At 42.6% G+C, this 23,184-nt stretch carries 27 protein-coding genes and 1 tRNA gene; 18 read left to right on the top strand and 10 right to left on the bottom strand.

All coding sequences use genetic code 11. From position 1 onward, the window contains the following. The first annotated feature begins 6 nt into the window (after window positions 1–6). Window positions 7–1,530, top strand: coding sequence for a pyruvate kinase (locus tag EO130_RS00715; RefSeq protein ID WP_164732851.1), 1,524 nt, complete (start codon window positions 7–9; stop codon window positions 1,528–1,530). A gap of 482 nt (window positions 1,531–2,012) precedes the next feature. Here the strand turns inward: EO130_RS00715 and EO130_RS00710 are convergent, their stop codons facing one another. Beyond that, entirely contained in the window at window positions 2,013–2,240 is a 228-nt protein-coding gene (locus EO130_RS00710) for a hypothetical protein (protein WP_127139619.1), read from the bottom strand. Between the two features lie 291 nt (window positions 2,241–2,531). Here EO130_RS00710 and EO130_RS00705 point away from each other — a divergent pair, with 291 nt between their 5' ends. Together EO130_RS00705 and EO130_RS00700 are read left to right on the top strand one after the other, a co-directional pair. Continuing rightward, complete coding sequence (locus EO130_RS00705; RefSeq protein ID WP_127139618.1) at window positions 2,532–2,828, top strand: hypothetical protein; 297 nt, start codon at window positions 2,532–2,534, stop codon at window positions 2,826–2,828. A gap of 82 nt (window positions 2,829–2,910) precedes the next feature. Continuing rightward, the gene (locus tag EO130_RS00700) at window positions 2,911–4,434 is read left to right on the top strand and encodes a GH3 family acyl-acid amido synthetase (RefSeq protein ID WP_127139617.1); all 1,524 of its coding nucleotides are present in this window, start codon (window positions 2,911–2,913) and stop codon (window positions 4,432–4,434) included. Here EO130_RS00700 and EO130_RS00695 read toward each other — a convergent pair. The 6 genes from EO130_RS00695 to EO130_RS00670 form a co-directional block, all read right to left on the bottom strand. Continuing rightward, on the bottom strand, window positions 4,429–5,064 hold the full coding sequence (locus EO130_RS00695) for a hypothetical protein (RefSeq protein ID WP_127139616.1): 636 nt from the start codon (window positions 5,062–5,064) through the stop codon (window positions 4,429–4,431). The genes EO130_RS00700 and EO130_RS00695 overlap by 6 nt on opposite strands. Before the next feature lie 174 nt (window positions 5,065–5,238). Next, window positions 5,239–5,703 carry a hypothetical protein gene (locus EO130_RS00690; protein ID WP_127139615.1) on the bottom strand — a complete coding sequence of 155 codons (465 nt, stop codon included), beginning with the start codon at window positions 5,701–5,703 and terminating at the stop codon, window positions 5,239–5,241. Between the two features lie 93 nt (window positions 5,704–5,796). Then, window positions 5,797–7,218 (bottom strand): cardiolipin synthase, encoded by a 1,422-nt coding sequence (cls, locus tag EO130_RS00685; protein WP_127139614.1) that lies wholly within the window; start codon window positions 7,216–7,218, stop codon window positions 5,797–5,799. Window positions 7,219–7,353: 135 nt separating this feature from the next. Then, a complete protein-coding gene (locus EO130_RS00680; RefSeq protein WP_127139613.1) occupies window positions 7,354–7,593 on the bottom strand; it encodes a hypothetical protein in 240 nt (79 codons plus the stop codon). A gap of 40 nt (window positions 7,594–7,633) precedes the next feature. Next, window positions 7,634–7,795, bottom strand: coding sequence for a DUF1328 family protein (locus EO130_RS00675; protein WP_014032233.1), 162 nt, complete (start codon window positions 7,793–7,795; stop codon window positions 7,634–7,636). A gap of 167 nt (window positions 7,796–7,962) precedes the next feature. Then, window positions 7,963–8,658: an SOS response-associated peptidase gene (locus tag EO130_RS00670; protein WP_127139612.1), complete on the bottom strand. Its 696-nt coding sequence runs from the start codon at window positions 8,656–8,658 to the stop codon at window positions 7,963–7,965. Between the two features lie 194 nt (window positions 8,659–8,852). On the opposite strand from EO130_RS00670, the gene EO130_RS00665 reads away from it, so the two are divergent. Then, on the top strand, window positions 8,853–9,890 hold the full coding sequence (locus EO130_RS00665; RefSeq protein ID WP_127139611.1) for a helix-turn-helix domain-containing protein: 1,038 nt from the start codon (window positions 8,853–8,855) through the stop codon (window positions 9,888–9,890). A gap of 21 nt (window positions 9,891–9,911) precedes the next feature. Here EO130_RS00665 and EO130_RS00660 read toward each other — a convergent pair whose 3' ends face one another. Beyond that, window positions 9,912–10,364, bottom strand: a complete 453-nt coding sequence (locus EO130_RS00660; protein ID WP_127139610.1) for a hypothetical protein — start codon at window positions 10,362–10,364, stop codon at window positions 9,912–9,914. 98 nt (window positions 10,365–10,462) lie between these two features. Here EO130_RS00660 and EO130_RS00655 point away from each other — a divergent pair, with 98 nt between their 5' ends. The 7 genes from EO130_RS00655 (at window position 10,463) to EO130_RS00625 (ending at window position 14,279) form a co-directional block, all read left to right on the top strand. Beyond that, a complete protein-coding gene (locus EO130_RS00655) occupies window positions 10,463–10,702 on the top strand; it encodes a helix-turn-helix domain-containing protein (protein ID WP_127139609.1) in 240 nt (79 codons plus the stop codon). A 114-nt stretch (window positions 10,703–10,816) separates the two neighbouring features. Beyond that, on the top strand, window positions 10,817–11,692 hold the full coding sequence (locus EO130_RS00650; protein ID WP_127139608.1) for a GIY-YIG nuclease family protein: 876 nt from the start codon (window positions 10,817–10,819) through the stop codon (window positions 11,690–11,692). Between the two features lie 97 nt (window positions 11,693–11,789). Then, entirely contained in the window at window positions 11,790–12,341 is a 552-nt protein-coding gene (locus EO130_RS00645; protein ID WP_127139607.1) for an SRPBCC family protein, read from the top strand. Window positions 12,342–12,548: 207 nt separating this feature from the next. Beyond that, the gene (locus tag EO130_RS00640; protein WP_127139606.1) at window positions 12,549–12,893 is read left to right on the top strand and encodes a type II toxin-antitoxin system RelE/ParE family toxin; all 345 of its coding nucleotides are present in this window, start codon (window positions 12,549–12,551) and stop codon (window positions 12,891–12,893) included. Between the two features lies 1 nt (window position 12,894). Then, window positions 12,895–13,185, top strand: coding sequence for a helix-turn-helix domain-containing protein (locus EO130_RS00635; protein WP_127139605.1), 291 nt, complete (start codon window positions 12,895–12,897; stop codon window positions 13,183–13,185). Between the two features lie 150 nt (window positions 13,186–13,335). After that, a complete protein-coding gene (locus EO130_RS00630; protein WP_127139604.1) occupies window positions 13,336–13,704 on the top strand; it encodes a hypothetical protein in 369 nt (122 codons plus the stop codon). A gap of 158 nt (window positions 13,705–13,862) precedes the next feature. After that, window positions 13,863–14,279 (top strand): VOC family protein, encoded by a 417-nt coding sequence (locus EO130_RS00625; protein ID WP_127139603.1) that lies wholly within the window; start codon window positions 13,863–13,865, stop codon window positions 14,277–14,279. A 172-nt stretch (window positions 14,280–14,451) separates the two neighbouring features. Here EO130_RS00625 and EO130_RS00620 read toward each other — a convergent pair. Then, window positions 14,452–14,524, bottom strand: a tRNA-Phe gene (locus tag EO130_RS00620). Between the two features lie 102 nt (window positions 14,525–14,626). On the opposite strand from EO130_RS00620, the gene EO130_RS00615 reads away from it, so the two are divergent. The 7 genes from EO130_RS00615 to EO130_RS00585 all read left to right on the top strand — a co-directional run bounded on the left by EO130_RS00615 (window position 14,627) and on the right by EO130_RS00585 (window position 22,401). Next, window positions 14,627–15,355, top strand: coding sequence for a type III pantothenate kinase (locus tag EO130_RS00615; RefSeq protein ID WP_127139602.1), 729 nt, complete (start codon window positions 14,627–14,629; stop codon window positions 15,353–15,355). Beyond that, window positions 15,356–16,621 (top strand): BamG family beta-barrel-assembly machinery protein, encoded by a 1,266-nt coding sequence (locus EO130_RS00610; protein WP_127139601.1) that lies wholly within the window; start codon window positions 15,356–15,358, stop codon window positions 16,619–16,621. Window positions 16,622–16,724: 103 nt separating this feature from the next. After that, window positions 16,725–18,095: a hypothetical protein gene (locus EO130_RS00605; protein ID WP_127139600.1), complete on the top strand. Its 1,371-nt coding sequence runs from the start codon at window positions 16,725–16,727 to the stop codon at window positions 18,093–18,095. 1 nt (window position 18,096) lies between these two features. Next, window positions 18,097–18,708: an LPS export ABC transporter periplasmic protein LptC gene (lptC, locus tag EO130_RS00600; protein ID WP_127139599.1), complete on the top strand. Its 612-nt coding sequence runs from the start codon at window positions 18,097–18,099 to the stop codon at window positions 18,706–18,708. Next, window positions 18,701–18,904: a hypothetical protein gene (locus EO130_RS00595; RefSeq protein ID WP_127139598.1), complete on the top strand. Its 204-nt coding sequence runs from the start codon at window positions 18,701–18,703 to the stop codon at window positions 18,902–18,904. Before lptC ends, EO130_RS00595 begins: the two co-directional genes overlap by 8 nt. A gap of 2 nt (window positions 18,905–18,906) precedes the next feature. Continuing rightward, complete coding sequence (locus tag EO130_RS00590; RefSeq protein ID WP_127139597.1) at window positions 18,907–20,196, top strand: hemolysin family protein; 1,290 nt, start codon at window positions 18,907–18,909, stop codon at window positions 20,194–20,196. An 84-nt stretch (window positions 20,197–20,280) separates the two neighbouring features. Next, entirely contained in the window at window positions 20,281–22,401 is a 2,121-nt protein-coding gene (locus EO130_RS00585) for a peptidylprolyl isomerase (RefSeq protein ID WP_127139596.1), read from the top strand. A gap of 51 nt (window positions 22,402–22,452) precedes the next feature. Here the strand turns inward: EO130_RS00585 and EO130_RS00580 are convergent, their stop codons facing one another. Beyond that, entirely contained in the window at window positions 22,453–23,034 is a 582-nt protein-coding gene (locus tag EO130_RS00580; protein WP_127139595.1) for a hypothetical protein, read from the bottom strand. Window positions 23,035–23,184: the final 150 nt, after the last annotated feature.

Here is a 23,184-nt window from a genome sequence, read left to right as displayed (position 1 = left end):
ACAAACATGGGCATAACTCGGGAACAGCTTGAAAAAATCGCACGGCAGATTGATGCGGTCATTGACAGAATCCGACAGCAAGTGGTGGATGGCCGTGTGTTGGCCAAGGAGGTGTCCTCTTTTTATAAAGATAGCGCCATAAACCTGATGCATTACACCGCCTTTCGCAGTTTTGATGCCCGAAAAATGCAAAAGGGACTGAAACAATTGGGTTTGACACGTCTTGCCAATGCCGAGGGAAACATATTGGGTAGTCTTCTTAACTTAAAGATCATTCTCAACAGTTTATTGGGCAAGAGTCCTGACCTTGCTAAAAATCAATTTTTGAACATCGGGGATGGCGCATTGTTGCTTCAAAAGCATACCGAAAACCTATTTGGTGTTGGCAATGGGCGACGAAGGGTTAGAATTATGGTGACCCAACCCACCGAATCGGCGAGTGACTACAATTTGGTGCTCCAAATGGTCCAAAGTGGGATGGATTGTGCCCGGATAAATTGTGCCCATGATGGACCCGAAGTGTGGAAGGCGATTGTTGATCATGTACGAAGGGCCGCAAAAGAATGTTCCAGCAATGTAAAGATAGCCATGGATTTGGCCGGGCCTAAAATAAGGACTGGGCCGATAGCTGTTCGCGAAGAGTCCAATCCCGGCATCAGCTCTAAGGGCGCATATATCCGTTTGCATGTGGGGGATGAACTCATTCTTACTGCAAATGAAACTGATGCTGCCCAACCCAAGTTCGACGGAAATGGAAAACTGCTGCTACCGGCAAGAATCGGATGCATTCCCTCTTTGATTGTGGATCGGGTGGAAAAAGGAGCTCCTATTTTGTTCGATGATGGGAAAATTGAAGGTGAAATTATCGAAAAACTCACGGATTTCTTTGCAGTAAAAATTACACGTACCAAGCCAGGAGGCGCAAAACTTAAAGGAGAGAAGGGAATCAATCTGCCTACTTTGGATTTGGGTATTTCTGGCCTAACGGAAAAGGACCGGGAAGATTTAAAGTTTGTGGTGCAACATGCGGATATGGTCAACTATTCCTACGTGAACGATGAAAAGGATGTGAACGACCTACTAATGGAACTCAAAAATTTGGGTGCTGATGAGAATTTGGGTGTAATCCTAAAAATTGAGACCCATTTGGCCTATAAAAATCTCATCAACATCTTACTTACCGCAATGCGGCGAAAACATCTGGGTATTATGATAGCCCGCGGCGATCTCGCCCTTGAAGTGGGTTGGAAAAATATGGTCGCCGTACAGGAGGGCATTCTGTCGTTTTGTAGCGCAGCGCATATCCCTGTGGTTTGGGCCACACAGGTATTGGAGGGCTTGGCCAAAAAGGGAATACCCTCCAGATCCGAGATTACCGACATTGCCTCTTCCGTTCAAGCAGAATGTGTTATGCTGAACAAAGGCCCTCACATCATTGAGGCGATATCGTTTTTGAATGAGGTCATGGAAACTATGGAAGGCTCCCATGACAAGAAAGAGGTAATGCTCCCCAAAATGGAATGGAAATAAAAAAGGGCACCTGAACAGGAGCCCCGAGACACATTACTAACTAACTACAGATGAATTAAAGGGATGTGTTAGTGTTTAGTATAGCTAACTAATGTAAAAGTAGATACTTCTTAAAAGGGAGTAGACGGATAGTGCAATTACGGCGTACCAAAAAAGGTATCCCAACTTTGCTTCTATAGTGTTCATTTTTCAGTGTGTTTGTTTTTTTAGTTGAGTTAAAACTACACCTCTAAAGTATTCAAAACAACACCAACTGCAATGCACAATTTTATCGGTTGCCGTAATTGGAACATAACTGGTGGGAAAAGTTATGTAAATGGAAAAGCCAGGATTTTGGATATAGAACTATTGACCCAGCAACAAGGTTTTGTTGGCTGAAAAACAATATTTTAGAAAAAATTGAAAGAGAAAAACGGGAATCTGGGGAAGGACGTCTATCGCAGAATGGATAAGCATCCTTCCACAGTATTATTAATGTATTTTTAAACCAAGGGCGAACCTTTAAGTCGTTTTTCGATTTTACGCTTCTTGACCGTAATATTCTTCATGATTTCCATTAATTTGGAATCCTTTGTCTTTTTGTAGATCTCGTTAATGGAAAGAATCAAGCTTTTCGCTTCCCTTGAGGCCTTAACCCTATCGCTGGTGGACATGTGGCTCATGGGCCTTTTCTCAAATTCTTCCGCCTGTTGTAATAAATCCTGGGTCATTTTTTGTTTTTAAAATTATTCGCAATCGGCTAAATATAAGAGTTAGTTTTATACTTTTTGCCTATGCAACCATTTGATTTTCATATTTATGAAAACATTAAGAAGATGGATGGGGAACTGTTGAAAAATTCTAAAAAGGGCTCTGATGGTAAGCTGTTGCCCTTTAAAATAGGACGACCACGGAAGGTGAAAGTCCAAGTTTTGGTTGCTGCAATATGCTCATATGTTAATTTAACGTTTCGTAATTGTAAAATTGATGTTATTTAGGCTATTTTTGCATAAAAAGCCACTTTGGAAATCATTTGGAAACATACAGGGGACAGTATTGGCCTAAACCACGAAAGTAAGATCGACTTGGAATATGCGGTTCGGCTTCAGGTGGTAAAGATACTCATTAAAGAGGCAGAGCACCTGATGAATTATATTTCCTTGGTCGGTATACAGATTGATGCTTCCAATGGACAAATTTCCGTTCACCCAGAAACCCCTGAGCCCCTTTATTCCAAAATAGCGGTCAATTTGGTTCAGTCCAAAGAGCCCAAATTTCCCAAGTCCATTCCTTCCATTTTGGAAACAGCCCATTTTTAGGATCGTTCAAGTCAATCAAAAAATGGATTGAGTACAGGCCGACGTTGGTATATCGGTAATTTTACCAAAAGAAATTACCCATATGGCAATCATAGGAAACATCATCAAAGGCGTTATTGAGGCCAAGGATGCCCTCAGCAGGGAATCCAACCCAGTTGATGAACAGCAAAAAGTACTCAAGGATTTATTGGAGAAAGCAAAAGACACCCAATTTGGAAAGCGGTATGATTTTGCAACCATTTTAAATTCCGATGACGTCCAAAAGACCTTTTCCGAGAAAATTCCTTACCACGACTACACTAAAATCACTGAGGAATGGTGGAGCAAGACCATTGAGGGAGAGCCCAATGTGACTTGGCCCGGAAGTCCCGACTTTTTTGCATTATCCTCTGGCACAACGGGTAAGACTTCCAAAAGAATTCCGGTCACCAAAGATATGTTGGACTCGATTACCCGTGCAGGTCGGCAACAGGTTTTTGCCATGAGCAATTTTGATATGCCAGCCGATTTTTTTGAGAAAGAAATCATGATGTTGGGCAGCTCCACCAATTTGCAGGAACGGAATGGTAAAAAAGAAGGGGAAATCAGCGGAATAAGCGCCAGTAACATCCCTTTTTGGTTTAAAAAGTACTACAAGCCCGGAGATGAGATTGCCCAAATCGATGATTGGGACGAGCGGGTGCTTTCCATAGCCAAGAATGCCAAAAATTGGGATATCGGGGCACTTAGTGGAATCCCCTCTTGGATGGAATTGATGCTCAAAAAGGTCATCGATTACCACAATGCGGAGCATATTCATGAGATTTGGCCCAATTTGCGGGCCTTTACCTCGGGAGGTGTCGCTTTTGAGCCCTACGAAAAAAGTTTCAATGCCCTTCTAGGTCATCCTATTCAGATTATTGATACTTATTTGGCTTCTGAAGGTTTTTTTGCCTGCCAGACCAGGCCGGAGACTACAGCCATGAAATTGATTACGGATAATGGGATCTATTTTGAATTTGTCCCATTTGCACCGGAATATGTGAATCAGGATGGTTCGTTAACGGATGATGCTCCATCCATAACACTTGAGGAAGTTGAAAAGGATAAAGACTATGTGTTGATCATTTCAACGGTATCTGGAGCTTGGCGTTATATTATTGGAGATACCATTGCCTTTACGGATGTGGAAAGGGCCGAAATCAAGATTACGGGTCGTACTAAATTCTTTCTGAATACCGTAGGCTCCCAACTTTCGGTGAACAAGTTGAACGATGCTGTAAAACACTTGGAAGGGGAACTCAATATCAAAGTCCCGGAATATACGCTTTGTGCCAAACGTTTTGACGACGGCTTTTATCATTCCTGGTATTTAGGGTCCGATAAAAATCTGGACGAAGAGAAGACCGCGGCCGTTTTGGACGATTACTTAAAAGAAGCCAACAAAAACTATAAGGTAGCCCGAAGCAAGGCTTTGGAAGGTGTTAAGGTCACCTTTGTTCCACAACAAATGTTTGCCGATTGGAACGGCGCCAACAAAAAGAAGGGCGGTCAAGTAAAAATGGAACGTGTAATGGGCGAGGAACGTTTTAAGGAATGGGAGGATTTTGTGGAGGACCGCTTATAAGATTCCATCATTTTTCATGGAATCCTGTTGTTTTACCATTTCCATAATTTCATCAGGGGATAGATAGTATTGTTTGATTCGAGCCTTGTAAGTGTCGTCGATGGCCGAATTGTTCAGGATAAAGCGTTTCGTTTTTAGTATATATTCGGACATTCCCCGGGCTACCGCAAAGGAATCTGCGGCACGTTCCGCTTGCTTCACAAACTCTTTCAGCAGCACATACCGAATGCCAAAACCAATGAGGTTGAGATTGCCGCGTTGTTGATAGTCCATCACATGGCCAAGTTCATGCCCCAACCAACCGATCAAAACCTCCTTTGGGACATCCACCGTTTTAAACTCTTCACCAGAAATCTTAAACCGTTCACTGATCAAAATCACGTAGCTTCGCTTGTTTCTGGGTTTAACAAGTCCGCTCCAGGTGGGCTGTGCGAGCATCACCGATTTTTTGATGTTCTCTTTAAACTTGAAGGATATGGGGATGCCATCAAGCTCAGGAAAGTGACCAAGTGCAATGTCCACTTCATTTTTGATACGGTCCGGAATGTTGCTTTTGGGTTCTTTCAAAATAATGATTACGAATAATAGGGCTACGATTATAAGAAAAAGGGTGATGGGCTTTCTTTTCAAAATGGATCGGGCTTAAAAAAAAGACCGTCTAAAAAGCGGGTAATCTGTCAATTCGAGCGCAGTCGAGAACTTAACAACCATTGAAAGTCATTGGTTTTCGACTGCGCTCAATCTGACTATGTTCAAATAATACCGCTTTTTAGACAGCTTTTCTGAATAGGTTCTTTTTTTTATCTAAAACTGGTATCGGAGCCCTAACGCAATATCAAGGTCAAGATCGTCCGAATAATTGTCGTTAAAACCAAGTTCCGGTCTCATGTCCAATGAAATGAGCAGCGGGATTTCAAAATTGTATTCGATACCAAGGTCACCGGCCACAAGGGCGAAAGTTCCGTCGTTTTCACCGGCATCAAAGGAACCGATACCTCCACCGGCACCAACGTACCAGTTAAAACCTCCGTCTATGGGCATTACCCATTGGTAGAGTCCTACCAGTTTAAAGGCTTCCACATTATTGGAGTCCCTCCATCCAAGGTCAAATTCTAACCTGTTGTTTTCTTTAAGGTAACGTTGATAGGAGATTTCACCTCCAAATCCGTCGTTATCACCCAACCTGACTCCCAAGGCATTCTTGGAAATACTCTGGGCGCTAAGGGTCGTTGCTCCAGCTAAAAATACAAGTAAGATTAATTTTTTCATCATTGTTTATTTTGAAACAAAAATAGGTGCAGACCCTATTATGGCTTGCCGTAAACCATTTAATGTTTGCTTCAAATACACATTCGGATTCTCTTAAATGAGTGGTTTGAAAAATTTGAAGAGTCCTTCGAGGAATCGCAACCAAATCCCCCTGTTTTTAAATCGTTCCAAGGTGAGCAATTCAGCTTTATCGCATAATTTTTGGAATTCTTGGGTCATTTCGTCGGCAATGCGCTTATTGTAGAGCAGTATATTGGTTTCATAGTTGAGCTCAAAACTTCGAATATCAAAGTTTCCGGAGCCTATGGAAACGAGGTCGTCGTCCACGATCATAATCTTGCTATGCGAGAAGTCGCTTCGCAAATAAATATCGATGCCCACTTGCAGCAGTTCCTCAAAATGGGAGAACATGGCGAATTTGGCAGCTTGGGAATCCGACTTTTTGGGCACCAGTAAACTGATTTTTACGCCTTCCATTGCCACAATCTTTAAACTTTCCAAAAAAGCCTCACCTGGGACAAAGTAGGGGTTGGCAATGCAAATGGTTTTCTTGGCCTGGTTCATCATGCCGATGTACTGGTGCATAATGGTGGGATGCCGAGAATCTGGTCCACCGGCCACCACTTGGGCATCCACCCCGTCCATTTTTTCCTGTTCAAACAGATAATCGGAGATATGTAAATTTTCCTTGTTGCTGGCAAAAAAGTAATCCTTGAGGAAGACCATATGTAGGTCGTTCACTATGGGGCCTTCCAATTTTAAATGGGTGTCTTTCCATTTACCCAGTCCATTCTCCCGCTTAATGTATTTGTCCGAAACATTCACCCCGCCCGTAAAGGCCACTTGGTTGTCGATTATGACAATTTTTCTATGGTTTCTAAAATTGAGGGAAAAGAGCAGGTTTTTTAGGCGGATGGGCATGATGGGATAAATTTTGACCCCGATATCCTGAAATTTTTTTCTGGGCCGTCCCCGCAATTGATAACTTCCCAAGGAGTCGTAAATAATGCGTACCTCTACCCCTCGCTCGATTTTCCGTTTCAATAGTTCCAACATTTTGTCCAAGAGCTGGCCCCGTTCCAAAATATAATATTGGATGTGGATGAACCGTTTGGCTTTCTCCATGGCCTGGAACAGCATGTTGAAGGTCTCCCCGCCGTCCTGAAGCACAACCACCTTGTTCCCCGATGTGGCCGTGGTATTGCAACTGGAATGGATAAGGTGGCTTAGGCGTTGTTTTCCAATGTCACCATCAAAATGGGTCTTAAGGTCCTCTTTTAGCGGGGATTCTGGCAATCCGTATTTTTTGCGTTTTTCAAATTCCTTGGGATTAAAAAAGCGGAACTTTCTGCGGTTCATGCCAAAAAGGTAGTAGAGCACGGCCCCAAGAAAGGGCAATGTGATAATGGCCAGTGCCCAACTTATGGAACGCGAAGGCCTTCGTCCGTGGTAGATGATGGCGCCTATGGCCCAAATGGACGTTGCAAGGTATAGTATGATGAGGGCGGTCTTCAAAAAAAAAGGTAGTGTTTAGGTCTTCTAAGGTAGCAACGATTTGTGGTAATGTTACATCTTCCGTACGTTAAAAATGGGCGTAAATAAAAAACTCCGGCAAATTTTGCCAGAGTTTTTATCTTTTTCATGTGAAATTTATGGAGAATCGTCGGTTGCCTCTGCGATGGAGTCTTCCACCTTTTCGGCGGCATCTTCTATGTCATCTCCAACATCTTCCGCTGCATCCTCTACCTCTTCGGCAGCATCCTCAACGCCTTCTTTCACATCTTCTACGGCCTCTTCGGCCTTATCTTCTTTGGTTTCCCTACAGCTGGTCATACTCAAGGTGAGCACGGTCGCTAGCATCAGGGCAAATACACTTATTGTCTTTCTCATGGGTTCTCTGTTTTTAAGGTTAATGATTTTATAGGTATTTCTATAGTTTTTTTCTTCCGGTTATCAGTGAAATGATAAACAGTACAATAAAAATGAAAAATAATATTTTGGCTATGCTTGCAGCTCCAGCGGCAATTCCACCAAATCCGAAAATACCGGCGATGATGGCCAAAATAATAAAGGTTACTGTCCAACGTAACATAATAGTAGTGTTTAAATTAAAGTCTTATTAGCTCTTAATCAGTACATTACAAATATCACTTACTTTTTGCCCGTGGCTTGTCGTTTTCCGTGTTTATGTTAACTCAATAGCAAATTCCTTGAATAAAAGCTGGGAAGATGGGGGTGCTGGCGATGAAAATCCACCATTCAATCTTGGGATTCCAGAATCAAAGGGAACTTCTGGGTGTCGGTGGTCATGTTCTGCAAAAAATACGCATTGGACAGCCGTTTGGCCTTGAGCTCCAATTGTTTGGGCTGTTTTACCATTTCCTCCAAGCTCGAAAGGGAGGCGTCCTTGTTCAGCCAATCCATCGCCATGGGTTTGGGGATTATGACGGGGCAAAGGTTACTGATATTGTGGTATTTGGTGAGAAAGGTATCCGTCTTGTCCACCAGTAGCGCAGTGCACAAAAATCCATCGTTGAGCCTATTATAGGTACCGGCAAGGTAAAAAGGTTTGTTGTTGGCCTGATGGATGTAAAAGCTACAGGTATTTCCGTTTTCCAATAGGTGGGTAAAAAAACCGGTAACAATGATCAAACAACGGCGCTCCTTGAAGGATTCCCGCATCCAGTCAATATCTTCCAGTTCCTCGATCTTAACATTAAGAGTATTGGTATTGTCCTGGAAAATATGCCAATCTTCTTTAAAATCCTGTGGCATGAGCCCCCAAATGGCTAAAGAGATGCGTTTGGGCTCCTCCATGGTCACCACACTGAGGTTGATTTCGTGAAATCCGTTGATTATGGGGTTTGGCCTGTACAATTTGGGATATCGGAAGGGAATTCCAAACTCCTGCTCTATCTCATCTTTCCCTGCGTCATTTGAAAGTTTGTAAATCATAGTCTCCTTGAATATAGGGGTAAGTAAACCTAAAAATCAGCGAATGGTTAACTCAAAAAGAATTAATTGTGTTGCTTTTGATATTTTTATTAAAACTATGATAAAGGCAAGCGGGCATGGTTGCCCAACCGTTAACAAACGCTATATTTATATTTTAAGACCAATAGATAAACAAAATAGTAGGGAGATTTTTAATGATCAAAATCAAAGTGGATGCTCAGGATACCGCAGAATCGGTGGAGCAAATAAAAGATGTAATCGGCGGCGAAATCAAGGAACGCTGGGGGCAATATGTTTTGAACGTTTCCAACGAAAAGGCGGAAGGAAGCATCCGTTTTATCACCTTTGATTGGGGAGTGAGCCTGTTGGAACTCGACATCACTTTTGCCGAGGAAGTTATCATTGAGGTGGATACGTCCAACTTCAATCCCATCAGTTTCTATTATTGTTTGGAGGGTTATTGCGGACATAAGTTTGGCTACCAGCCCGATGATGAGATCAAAATAATGGAACAGTTCCAGTCCGTGATCTTGACCAATAGGGATGGCGGCATCACCGACAGATATTTCCCAAAGGATATCAAAATTTCCCAGACCGTGATACAAGTGCGCCGAAAGCCCTTTTTGCGCAAACGCCTCAACCAGGGCGAGGAGCTCAACCAGCAGTTGTACAAGGTGTTTTTGGACACCGACCACGAAAAGGTGTTTGCCTACTACGGATCGTACAACCTAAAAATGGCGGAGGTGGTCACCAAAATGAGGAACATTAAAGCCAAGGGCATGATCCGTATTATGATGATCGAGGGCTATGTGTACCAGATCTTGTCCATGCACATGATACAGCACAACAAGGAAATGCTCAACAAACGACCGCAGACCAGTCTGCTAAAAAGGGAACTGAAGACCATCCGCAACTACGTAAAAAAGATAGAAAAGAACATTTCCCAAGATTTTTCGTTGGAGGATATCTCCGCGGAAACGGGACTTACGCAAGCCAAACTGCAAGAAGGCTTTAAGTTGCTGTACAACAAAACGGTGACGGAGTACATCCGCCATGCGCGGTTGGAGCTGGCCCGCGACTACATTGCCACCACCGAAATGAACATCTCCGAGGTGGTCTATTCCATTGGGTTTACCAGCAGGAGCTATTTTTCCAAGATCTTTAAGGAAAAGTTTGGACTGAGCCCGAGCGAATTCAAGAACAGTAAAAAAAGCGCCCAGACCGTAAGTTGATCGGACGTTGGAAGGGGCAGGCTAGCAGCTTTGCCCGCAAAGCGGGGTGCAGTATTCCTCTAGGCGGTATATGCCTTGGTAGGTATGCGTTACCTGTATCCGGTGCGAAGGGTCGGGGGCATCTATCCTAAAGGATAGTACCAATTTTTCTTCATTTACGTGCAAGCTGCCCTGGTCCAAGGGGCGGGGCAGGGATAGCGGTTCCATTTTGTTGAGGTTAACGGGTTGGGGAATGGGGCACTGAATGGAAAACCGGAACACCAGACTGTCCATAATATCCAATTGGAGCAGATGCGGAGACAATTTTTGAAAACCGATACGGCCCTGCCGGCTTGGCAGGCGTTGCAGCACTCTTCCGTTTTGCGAATTGCAGATGTCCAAACGGGCAAAGGTAATCTGCAATTGGGTGTGGGTGCTGTGGTGGAGGAAATCCATGATGGCTTGTAAGGGGTTGGGATTTGGTTGTTTTCGCATTGAAATAGGTTAAGCAGGGACTTAAAGATAGCCAAATTTTAAGAATTACCACTATATATAGGGAAGATTTATCTCTATATATAGTGCAACTTGGCAACATGCGAAATAAATTAAGCCTTGAAGAGAAATTATTTATACGAGATTTTGGGATGCATCTCAAGGCTTTACGTGAAGAACGGAATTTATCGCAGACCAAATTGGAGGCCATTGCCGGATTGTCTAAAAACCAAGTATGGCGTATTGAAAACGGCGAAGTGAACACTACGATTTCCAATTTGAAATTACTTGCCAAGGCACTTGATGTTGAAATAGCACAGCTTTTTGAGTTTAGGGATTGATTTTTAAACGTAAATCCAACTGCCAATCATCGATTTTATGCTTAATTTGGGGGTGTATGGATGTATTTTACATCCATATAAACAAGTTGACATTAATTAGAAACAAAAAACTGAATGGGAAAAAAACTGACAGTATACATGATTGACGGAACTGCTTATGGACCGAGGTTAAGCGAAATCGGTAATTGGGTAGGTAAAGCCATATATGCACCAAGAGCAGCGGTTAACAAAATCATGAATCGAACAGAATTTGATAACCCAGGCATTTATTGCTTAAAAGGCGACCCTACTGACGATGCTTTTGATGAAAAGATTTACATCGGAGAAGCCGAAAACATAAAGTCCCGTCTAAAGCAGCATTTAAGTGACCCGAATAAGGATTTTAAGGAACTCATATTCTTCGTTAGCAAAGACGAACTACTGACAAAAACCCAAATTAGATACTTAGAATCAAGATTAGTTCAACTTGCCCTAGCTGCGAAAACTGCTCAAATTGACAATGGGAACTCTCCCAGCCTGCCAACACTTCATGAAGCAGATATCTCTGATATGGAGTATTTCCTTGAGCAGATTAAACTGATTTTGCCTGTAATGGGATTTAAATTCCTTATCTCCTCAACTGCTGATCAAAAACCAGTCGAAACTAATGAAGAAAGTAAAGTACATGAAACGTACTTCATAAAAACGAGGACATTTAAAGCCACAATGACCGAAACTGACCAAGGCTACATAGTAGCTAAAGGAAGTGAAGCAAAAAAGAGTCTTTCGAATTCTTGCACTGAGACTTATATAAACATGAGGAGGAAACTTGTCGAGACAAAAATTATGGTAGAAAGCGGAGACAAACTCATTTTCGCAGAAGATGCTGTCTTTAATAGTCCAAGTGCGGCATCAAACATGGTTCTAGGAAGGAATTCAAATGGCTTTACTGAATGGGTAAATGAAAAAGGAATGACGTTTAAAGAAGTACAGGAAAAAATAAATAACTAATGCCAATAAAACCTATACGCAATACCCTTCGGAATACTGCGCATAGTCAAACCGTTGCCCTCAATTTCGAAAACACCTACTAACTAAATTGACTGATATGAAAAAAATGTTGTTCATCCTTTGCTTGTTATCTCTGACCACACTCACGTTTGGACAAGAGAAAAGAGTGATATCGAAAATTGATTCAACAAAAACACCTGAATTGGTGCTTATACAAGAATTGACTGTAAAGGCACCAATCGATTCGGTGTGGAATGCATACACAACTAAAAGAGGATGGGAAAATTGGGCTGTACCCCATGCAGAAGTTGATCTAAAAGTTGGCGGATATATCAAAACAAATTACAACGCACAAGGAAAAATTGGCGATAGCACGACCATTGTTACACACATTATCAATTACGTGCCAAAAAGACTGTTGACGCTACAAGCGGAAATAACGGATAATTTTCCTGAATTTATGAAAGATGATGCAAAGGGTTTTTACAATGTGATATATTTTGACGAATTAGAAAACGGAAATACCAATATTAAATCATTTGGAATTGGATATAAAAACAACCCGAAATATCTGTCATTAATGGACTATTTTATTCCTGCTAATGAAAAGACCTTAATGAATTTAATTGCTTATTTGGAAAACGAATAAAAACAACGGAGCCAACAAAGAATTGACTTAAAAAGCAAGTCGGTTTACCCCATAACTCTCATTGGGCAGCACTGGCTTCGTCCGCGCTAAACGAAGAAGAAAATGAGGTGACGAAATTATTTTCGAGGCCTTTTTAATCTATACCCTTGCAACCACCAAATCCGAAGAAAATTTTATAATATGTAACTTTTAAGTTACATTTGTTTTATGGAAAAGGTCCGGGAGGTAATCCAGTACAAAAACTATTTCGAGGAGTTCCTTTTACAGCAGCCAAACAAGGTGCAGGACAAAATATTCAAGGTCATCGAAATAATTGAAACCTATGAAAGGGTTCCCTCCAATTACCTGAAAGCCATAGCGGGCACTAAAGGACTGTACGAAGCCCGAATTAAACTCGGCTCGAATATTTGGAGAGTATTCTGCTTTTTTGACAAAGGAAAATTGGTAATCCTCTTAAACGGATTTGCCAAAAAGTCGCAGAAAACCCCGCAAAAGGAAATCGACAAAGCAGTAGGACTAATGCACTCATACTATGAAGACAAAAGAAAATAAAATGGATACAAAAAGTTGGAAGGATATAAAGGATGCCGTTTACGGAGAAAGGGGAACTGAACGTAGAGATGAACTGGAAAGGGACTTCGAGTCCTTTAAAATCGGACTTTTGTTGCGTAAGGCACGTGAGGAAAAAAACCTTACCCAAGAGCAATTGGGCGAACTTGTGGACAAAAAACGGACTTACATTTCGCGTGTGGAAAATAACGGAAGCAATCTTACGCTAAAAACACTCTACGATATTGTGGAAAAAGGACTAGGTGGAAAGGTGAAAATATCAATTGAAATCTAAAAGAGCCGTTTTGTAATACGCTCCATAACCAATGATTCCTGCCTGCTGGTAGTTAGGTTTGACCCCAAGCCTAGATGTTCTTGGCTTCAGCTATGCTGATTGAAGAAGAAAATGAGGTGACGAAATTATATCTAGACCTTTGTACACACGATGAAAAGACTGATTACCATACTAGTATTGCTGATTATGAGTTCCTGCCATTTTGGTAAAAACGGAATACTTGTTGAAATCAAAAACACCTCCAACGAAACCATCCATAACGTAACTTTCTCTTCTGACAGAAAAACGAAACTGGAAATCGAAAAAATCAAACCCAACGAATCCGTAGAAGAATTTCTGGATATGACGAACAATCAGAAAGGCGATGGCTCCTATGAATTAATTTTTGAGCGAGAAAATGGCAAAAAGGAACAAACAGGCGGTGGATATTATACCAATGGTGGGTCATTGGATAGAAAAGTAATTTGTGAAATAAAGAAGGACAAGGTTTTAATACAGTTTATGGGGACAGTGTATTAAGAATACTTGGCCCAGTAAAGAACTGAGTTAAAAAGCAAGTCGGTTTACCCCATAACTCCCCATAGGGCAGCACTGGCTTCCGCTACGCTCAGCCAATTTGAAATTTATGTAACGAAGTCTTGGGCTTGACCCTTACAATTAACATGGATGAATAAGGAATGTATCAAAGAATAGCACATATAACATTAGTAGTTGAGGATTATGATGAAGCGATTGACTTCTATACCAAAAAACTGGATTTTACCATTCTTGAAGACACCAAAATAGATGATAAGAAAAGGTGGGTGATGATTGCGCCACCTGGAGCAAAGGAATGTTGTCTATTACTTGCCAAAGCTGCCAATGAACAACAAAGGGAAAGTATTGGAAACCAAACTGGAGGGCGAGTAGGATTTTTTCTGTTCACAGATGATTTTTGGAGAGACTATAACAAAATGACAGAAAGAGAAATATGTTTTGTGAGACGGCCCACGGAGTTTGAATACGGAACAGTGGCAGTATTTGAAGACTTATATGGAAATATGTGGGACTTGATTGAACCGAACGAAACAAACAAGGGATTTCTAACAAAATAACAGCAGGCGACAAAGAACAGGTTAAAAAACAAGTCGGTTTAGGCCATAACTCCCCATTGGGCAGCACCTCGGCCAAAACATATTGTTTTTGCTCAGTATAAACTTCGATTCCGTTTTGTTCCAAAACAAAAGCCCATCCAAATAGGACGGGCTTTTCGTAGCTTCCACTTTGTGGTACCTCCAGGAATCGAACCAGGGACACACGGATTTTCAGTCCGTTGCTCTACCAACTGAGCTAAGGTACCATGCTGTATTAAGCGGGTGCAAATATAATTTCAAAATTAGGATATACAAACAAAATCCCGAAAAAAAGGTGCTGATTTTTTCCAATTCCCGATCTTTGCGATATGAATTTGGTCATCGACATAGGCAACACCTTGATTAAATACGCGGTTTTCGATAAAGGCAAAATCGTGCATGATCAATCTTCGGAGTCGGGGCTGTTCCTTTCCAAGATCAAGGAACTGTTCGAGCAGTATCCCCGTATCAGCAAGACCATTCTCTCGTCGGTGGGCAAAATGGACCGCAAAGAGCGCGATGTGGTGGCCCTTTTTTGCAAAGTGCACGTGCTTACCAGTGCCTCCAAGGTTCCCTTTAAAAATAGCTACGCAACCCCGCAAACCCTAGGCGTAGACCGATTGGCCCTGGCCGCGGCCGCCTATCATCAAAACCCGCGCGGCAACACCTTGGTCATCGATGCCGGCACCTGCATCACCTACGATATGGTGAACAATGCCGGGGAATATGTGGGCGGAGCCATTTCGCCCGGTATCCGGATGCGCTACAATGCCATGCACAACCAAACTGCCGGCCTACCGCTGCTCCAGCCCGATGAGCTGTTGGACTTTGTGGGCAACTCCACCGAATCTTGCATGCACAGTGGGGTCATCAATGGGGTAGCACAGGAAGTGGACGGTGTAATCGAACAATATCGGTCTCGTTTTCAAGATTTAACAGTTATTTTAACAGGCGGGGACTACCATTTTTTTGCCAAAAGACTAAAAAACACCATATTTGCCAACTCCAAATTTCTCTTGGAGGGGCTCAACTGCCTACTGGAATACAATACAAACTGAATGATTAAAAAAATTCTGATCGCTTTTTTCTGCGTAGTGGCCCATGGTCTGTTCGCACAAAATGGAACCATTTCGCCCTATTCATACTTCGGTATTGGCGACCAACGCGACAACGGGGCAGTGGATACCCAGATGATGGGCGGATTGAGCATGTACGGGGACAGTATCCATATCAATTTGGGCAATCCGGCAGCCTATTCCAAATTACGGTTGACAGCCTATACCGCAGGACTTTCCCACAAAGAATTCCGTCTTAAAACCTTTACCGATGAGCAGAACACCTCCGTGACCAATTTGGATTATTTGGCCATAGGGTTTCCCATAGCGAAAAATGCAGGCTTCGGTTTCGGGATTATGCCCTACTCTTCCGTAGGATATAGTTTAAACTCGATAACCCAGAACAACAGTGGGGCAGAAGTCGCCAGTTTTTTTGAAGGTTCCGGCGGGTTGAACCGTCTGTATGCCTCCATTGGTTTTGAGCCGATCAAAAATGTAAGCTTGGGCGCCACGGTTAACTACAACTTTGGAACGCTGGAATACCAAAGGATCCAAAGTGTGGAAGGAGTACAGTTTGGTACCTTGGACGATAGGGAGTCGAGGATTAACGGCTACGATTTTAAATACGCCATTAACTATACCCCGACCATCAAGGACAAATACACCTTATATACTTCCGTTCTCATCAATACCCAAGGAAATTTGGTATCGAAGAACTCGGAAACACTGGGCTCGTTCTCCGTGGCAAATGGAAATAACATAGAGGTGGTCGATGTAAATCTGGATGCATCCAACCTTAGAAATACCGAAATAAAAGTGCCAACCCGAACCACCTTGGGATTGGGATATGGAGAGGATAAAAGATGGTTTGTAGGGGCCGAATACAGTTTTCAGCAGATGAGCAAGTTTGAGAATGCCTTCTTGGGTTTGGATAACGTAACCTATAATGATGCGAACAGCTACGCCTTGGGCGGATACTGGATTCCCGAATACAGGGCGCTCAACGGTTACTTTAATCGGGTGACCTACCGTGCCGGACTTCGGTATGATGTGACCGGGATGACCGTCAATAACAAAGAGATAAACAATTTTGGCATAACTTTTGGATTTGGTTTACCGTTGGGTGGAAGTTTCTCCAACTTGAACCTTGGGTTTGAGCTGGGTAGACGAGGCACCACGGATCAGAACCTGGTGGAAGAAAGTTATTTCAAAATCAATCTGGGCTTATCGTTAAATGATAGATGGTTCTTGCGAAGAAAAATAGATTGATAGGCCGTTTTTTTGAAGAATTAATAAATAACCACCCATAAAAGATCCCGAAAAAGGATTTTTTAATGAAAATTTGTACTTTAACAGCTTTAAAATTAGAAAGATGAAAAAGAGACACTACTTAACAATGATAATGGTCACGATGTTGACGGGATTAAGTATGGCCCAAGCACAGAACCCTGAGTGTATGACCAATCTGTCGATTTATGCAGAACACGTAAAGGTGAAAAATTATGATGCAGCTTACGAACCATGGAAAATGGTGTATGAAAGCTGTCCAGATATCAACAAGGCAAACTTTTCCTATGGGGAAAGAATCCTAAAATCTAAGATCGAAAGCTCCACTGGAGCCGAGAAGGATACCTACATCCAAGATTTGTTGACATTGTATGACAACAGTCTTAAGTACTTCCCAACCAACTACACCAAAGCGGGAGTTGCCATTGATAAGGTATTGTTGATGTACGAAAACAAAATGGCTTCCGATGAGGAATTGTTCAATATGTTGGACAAGGCATTCCAAGAAGATCAAGCCAACTTTAAGAATCCAAGGGCATTGTACCTATACTTCTCAAGTTTGGTGGACCTGCACGATGCAGGTAAGAAAGATCTTCAGGATGTCTTCAACACTTATGATGATGTAACCGGTAAAATTGAGGAAGAGAACAAGCAGTTGACCGATGTGGTGACCAAGCTTCTTCCCAAGGATTCTTTGGGAACCTTGACCTCCAAGGAAAAGAAAATGCTAAGAGCGGCTACCGTGAACTCAGAATCTTACGGTAAAGTGGCCAGCAGTGTAGATTCCAAATTGGGTGCACTTGCAGATTGTGATAACCTGATTCCACTATACGAAAAAAGCTTTGATGAAAAGAAAGGTGATGTAAAGTGGGTAAAACGTGCCGTGGGAAGAATGTTCTCCAAAGAATGTACGGATGACCCCATGTTTAGAAAATTATTCGAGGCCCAATTGGCTTTAGATCCTTCTGCAGACGCCTACATGTACGGTGGTGTATTGAAACAGAAATCCGGTGATATGAACGGAGCCCTTGCCGACTTTAACAAGGCGGTAGAGTTGGAGACCGATTCATACAAAAAATCGGAGATTCTATATAAGATTGCGACCACTGTTAGGAGAAGCAGTTCTTCACAAGCAAGAAGCTATGCTTTGAAATCCATTGATGCCAATCCAGCAAACGGTAAAGCCTATTTGTTGATTGCCAACCTCTATGGAAACAGTGCCAACGATTGTGGAAGCACTCCGTTCGAGAAAAGAGCTATCTATTGGAAAGCTGCAAGTATGGCAAGAAAAGCTGCCACCGTGGACCCTGCTTTGAGCGGGCGTGCAAGTCAAGCAGCCGCAAGCTACGAAGCTAAGGCCCCATCCAAAGAGATGATCTTTAGTTCCGGAATGGCCGGAAAGACCATTTCCTTCAGCTGTTGGGTAGGAGGTAGCGTTACCGTGCCTAATCTATAAGGTGAAACAGAAATTACAACATATCTTAAAGAGCTTTGCCACGGTTTTCACCGTGGCAATCCTTTTTATGTCCTGTGGTGACGACTATGAAAGAGTGGGCGAGGAGGCCGTAAAGCCACTTTTCCCCCAAGGTGTTGCCCAAAACTTTACCTTGACCTATACCGAAACTGTGGAAGCCATGAGCACCCAGGATTCTGCCAATACAAGGGTCATAGCTGTGCTCACCAGTCCTTTATCCGAGGATTTCGATAATCAGCGGTTTAAGTTCCGTACCTTCCCAGAAGGACTACGGGTGGATTTTTTCAATGAAAAGAATCAAAAAAGTGTGATCATAGCCGATTATGGTATCGTATATTCCCAAACCAATTTGATAGATTTGCGGGGGAATGTGGTGCTGGAAAGTCACGATGGCAAAAAATTGGAGACCGATCAGTTATATTTTGACAGAAAAAATAATTGGATTTTTACAGAGGCCTCATTTACCTATACCAATCCGGAAGACAGAACCGTAATGGACGGGGAGGGGATGGATTTTAATAAGGATTTTACATTTTTCAAGGCCCATAAAACCTATGGGATGATGACGATTAAAGAAGAAGAACAGGATGATTAAGATTTTACGATATACAGAATACCTATACTTGGCCGTAGCCGCCATATCCATTTATAAGATTGCGACACTTTGGAGCGTAGACCCAAAGGAAACCTATATCTTTATCTTTTTCGCCGTAATATCGGTTGCTATGTTTGTCTTTAGAAGAAGATATCGGAAACGTTTTGAACAGCGAAAAAAGGATAATCAACAATAACCTTGGACTCCTCCCTAATCATTATCATTGTTTCCCTGCTGTTATCGGCATTTTTCTCCGGCATGGAAATCGCCTTCGTTTCCGCCAACAAGATTCATATTGAAATAGAGAAAAAGCAAGAAGGCTTTCTGGCCAAGGTACTTACCCTGCTCACCGACAAACCATCCAAGTTTATTGCCACCATGCTTATTGGCAATAATATTGCCTTGGTGATCTATGGTCTTTTTATGGGTGATGTACTCATGGAGTGGTTCCAAAGCTTGTTGCCCGCCAAATATGAGTTTGTCAATGTCCTATTGACGGATTTTAGTCTGCTTTCCCAAACCGTAATTTCAACGCTGCTCATATTGTTAACGGCAGAGTTCCTGCCCAAAGTGTTCTTTCAAATCTATGCCAATGTGCTGATCAAGGTATTCGCCGTCCCGGCCTACGTTTTTTACCTGTTGTTTTCGGTGATTTCATCCTTTGTCATCAAGGTGTCCGATTTTGTCCTCAGAACCCTTTTCAAGACCGAAGGGGACGAGGTGCAACTTACTTTCACCAAATTGGAGCTGGGAGATTATATCAATGAGCAAATGGAGACCGTGGAAGAGGAGGACGATGTGGATTCCGAAATCCAGATTTTCCAGAATGCGTTGGAATTTTCAACCGTAAAGGCAAGGGAAGTGATGGTACCGCGGACCGAGATTACGGCCGTAGAAATCGGCGAAACACCAAAAAACCTTACTAAACTCTTTTCAGAAACCGGATATTCAAAAATCTTGGTGTACAAGGACAGTATCGATGAGATTATAGGTTATGTGCATTCCTACGAGCTGTTCAAAAAACCCAAAACCATCAAAAGTATCTTGTTGCCGGTGGAATTTGTTCCAGAGACCATGCTCATTCAGGATATTTTGAACGTATTGACCAAAAAACGAAAGAGTATGGCCGTGGTTTTGGACGAATACGGGGGTACTTCGGGAATTTTGACCGTTGAGGACATCATTGAGGAGCTTTTTGGCGAAATAGAGGACGAGCACGATTCCACGGACCTGCACGAGGAGCAAATTGGGGAAAACGAATACAAGTTCTCTGCCCGATTGGAGGTGGATTACATTAACGAGAACTACAAACTGGAGCTGCCGGAAGGCGAAGAATATGAAACCTTGGGCGGTTTGATCGTGCATCAGACGGGGGAAATACCCGAACAGGATACCGAAGTGACCTTAGATCGATTCAGCTTCAAGATTTTGGAGGTGTCAAACACCAAAATCGATTTGGTGAAGGTCACCGTTCACACTGAAGATTAATAATTTCGGTCCCTTTTTTGGCTTTCCTATTTGAAAAGAAAGTGGTATTTTCGCCCACTGAAATTAAAGAAAACAAGCAGTAAAATGGCAATATTAGAGAATATTAGAAAACGGACAACAGTTCTTATTCTTATCATTGGTTTGGCGTTGTTCGCATTTGTAATATCTGGAGTGTTCAGCAGCGATAATTTTGCCGGTGGCAAAGTTGGCTCCACGGTCGCAGAGGTAAATGGAGAAAATATTCCCATTGATGAGTTTAGGGCTCAGGTAGAGAATGCTTCAAGAAGATATGGACCAAGTGTTACGGGAACCCAATTGGTCAACATGGTATACGACCAAGAGGTGCGAAGGACTATCCTAAACCAGCAGTTCGAGGATTTGGGCATTGAAGTGGAGAGCGATCAGATTGTTGATTTTGTTAGAACCTCCGGTTACGCTCAAATTCCAGATTTTCAAGATGAGAATGGAATTTTCAACGAACAGGTGTTCAAAAGCACGATTGCCGATTGGAAAGCCAACGACCCTTTGCGTTACGATGCTTGGTTGCAAGACGAAAAGGCCATTATCCAAGCTGCTAAAGAACGTATGTACTTCAATTTGGTGAAAGGTGGGGTGACTGCTACCTTGGCCGAAGGAGAATTGGATTACACAATGGCCAACGATAAGGTCGATATCAAGTATGTCCGTATCCCGTACACTACCATTCCAGACAGTACCATCACAGTTTCCAAAAGTGAGATAGAGGCGTACATTAAAGAACACAAAGCCAAGTTTCAACAAGAAAATGCCAGGGATATCCGATTTGTGTATTTCGAAGAAAAGCCATCCGCAGAAGATGACGCCAGTGTAAAGGAAGCCATTACGGCCTTATTGGATGATTCAGTGGAGTACTCGGAGGCCAAAGATGCCAACGATACCATTGCCGGATTTAGGAATACAACCGATATGGCTGCCTTTTTGGACAGACATTCGGATGAAAAATTCGACACTATCTACAAGGCCAAAAAAGACCTTCCTTCCGTAGTGGCCGATACTTTAATGGCGATGGAAGTTGGAGAAGTATATGGTCCGTACAAGGATGGTGACTTCTACAAGGTCTCAAAAATCATGGGCCGAAAGGCAAATGGTACTGTAAAGGCCAGCCATATCCTTATTGCCTGGGAAGGTGCCGAAAGGGCTAATCCAGCGGTTACAAGGACCAAAGAAGAAGCTGAAGCGGAAGCCAAAAGATTGTTGGCCGAAGCCAAAAAAGAGGATGTGATGTTCACTACCTTGGCCAGGGAAAATTCCGATGGACCTTCTGCACCTCGTGGTGGAGACCTTGGTTACTTCCAAGAAGGTCTAATGGCCGATGAGTTCAATGATTTCTGTTTTGGGAATCCAGTAGGAACCATCGGATTGGTAGAAACCCAATTTGGATACCATGTCATCAAGGTAGATGATAAGCAGGATGTAATTCAAGTGGCTACTTTGGCCCGTGAAGTAGAACCTTCCGAGCAGACCATCAATACTCTATTTACTGATGCCACCAAGTTTGAAATGGCGGTTATAGATGATGAGCCCGAAAATTTTGGGGATATTGCCAGAGAAAGCAGCTACACCGTTCGTCCTGTGAACAAAATAAAGGAAATGGAAGAGAATCTGCCCGGTTTGGGTTCACAGCGCAGTGTGGTGCAATGGGCGTTTAACGAGGATACCAATGTAGGTGACGTGAGACGTTTTGATGTAAACAACGGATATGCCGTGGTACAGCTCACCAAAAAATACAGAAAAGGCCTTATGGCACCAGAAGATGCTTCTGCAACGGCATTGCCAGCTATAAGAAAAGAACGCAAGGCACAACAGATTATCGCTGCCAACCAAGGAAAAAGCTTGGATGCCATGGCGTCGGATAATAATGTGAGCATCAGTACTGCATCAGCAGTAACGCTAAAGGCACCTACCTTGCCTGGAGCCGGTAGAGAGCCTATGGTTGTGGGAACTGCATTTGCGTTGGACAAAGACCAGACTTCCGAACTCATTAAGGGAGAAACAGGGGTCTACAAATTGACAGTGACCAACAAAACAGAAGCTCCTGATGTGGAGAACTATAGCACTTATGCTCAAAGCTTGCAATCGAGCACTTCGGCAAGGGTGAATGGAGCGGTTTATAATGCTTTAAAAGACAAAGCGGAAATCGACGATAAGAGAGCTACTTTCTACTAAGAATTCATCTTTAAAGGATAAAAAATGCCTCCCATTGGGAGGCATTTTTGTTTATTTGCTTTCCGTTTCGTCCCATTTCATTTTATAGCAGATATAGGTGATCTTGCCTTTGGAGTCCACGGTTATCTCAAAACCCTGTTTGGAGCGGAAATAGCCATCGCGAAGAAAGTACCATTTACCTTTTGTAAAAAAGAACTCCCGTTTGTCCGGTTTCCATTCGGCAATGGGATAGATGTAGTCCAACAGTGCTTGAAAATGGGGAGCGGATTCTGGATTTAATACAAAGTCCTCACGGATATAACTCGTTAACTTGGGAAGTGGGGTGTTCATTTGGATTTTTTCGAAAGGCTGCACCTCTCGTCCATTGTCTACCACAATAAATTCATGGATTTCGGTCTCTTTCTCACCATAGATGTTTTTGATTTCTTGGGTAATATAGTACACATCGTGTTTGAGGATGTTTTGCACCGTCTCCGAAGTAATCTTCTTGTAGTTAGTGGTGCAACTTCGGTTAATAAAATTGTCAAGCCTTAGGGGTGCAGCTGAATTCTCTTGACCAAATGCGGTAGTCATTGAGAACAACAAGGCACTTGTCAAAACGTAGGTCATCGGTGTTTTAAAGATTGGGATCATAATACACTATACTTTGATGAATATATCCCAAACATAAGGGCTACGGATGGATTTTTAGGGTGCCAATTGACGGATGCCCCTTTTGATCTGACGGATGAGGGGTTTGGGTTGATGGATTTGGTCTTTGAGTGTTAGAAAGGGCCTACTTTA

This window comes from Flagellimonas marinaquae (assembly GCF_003992675.1).
Taxonomy (GTDB): Bacteria; Bacteroidota; Bacteroidia; order Flavobacteriales; family Flavobacteriaceae; genus Flagellimonas; species Flagellimonas marinaquae.
Note: the sequence above shows the minus strand (reverse complement) of the source record. Positions and strands in the feature narration are given on the sequence as shown.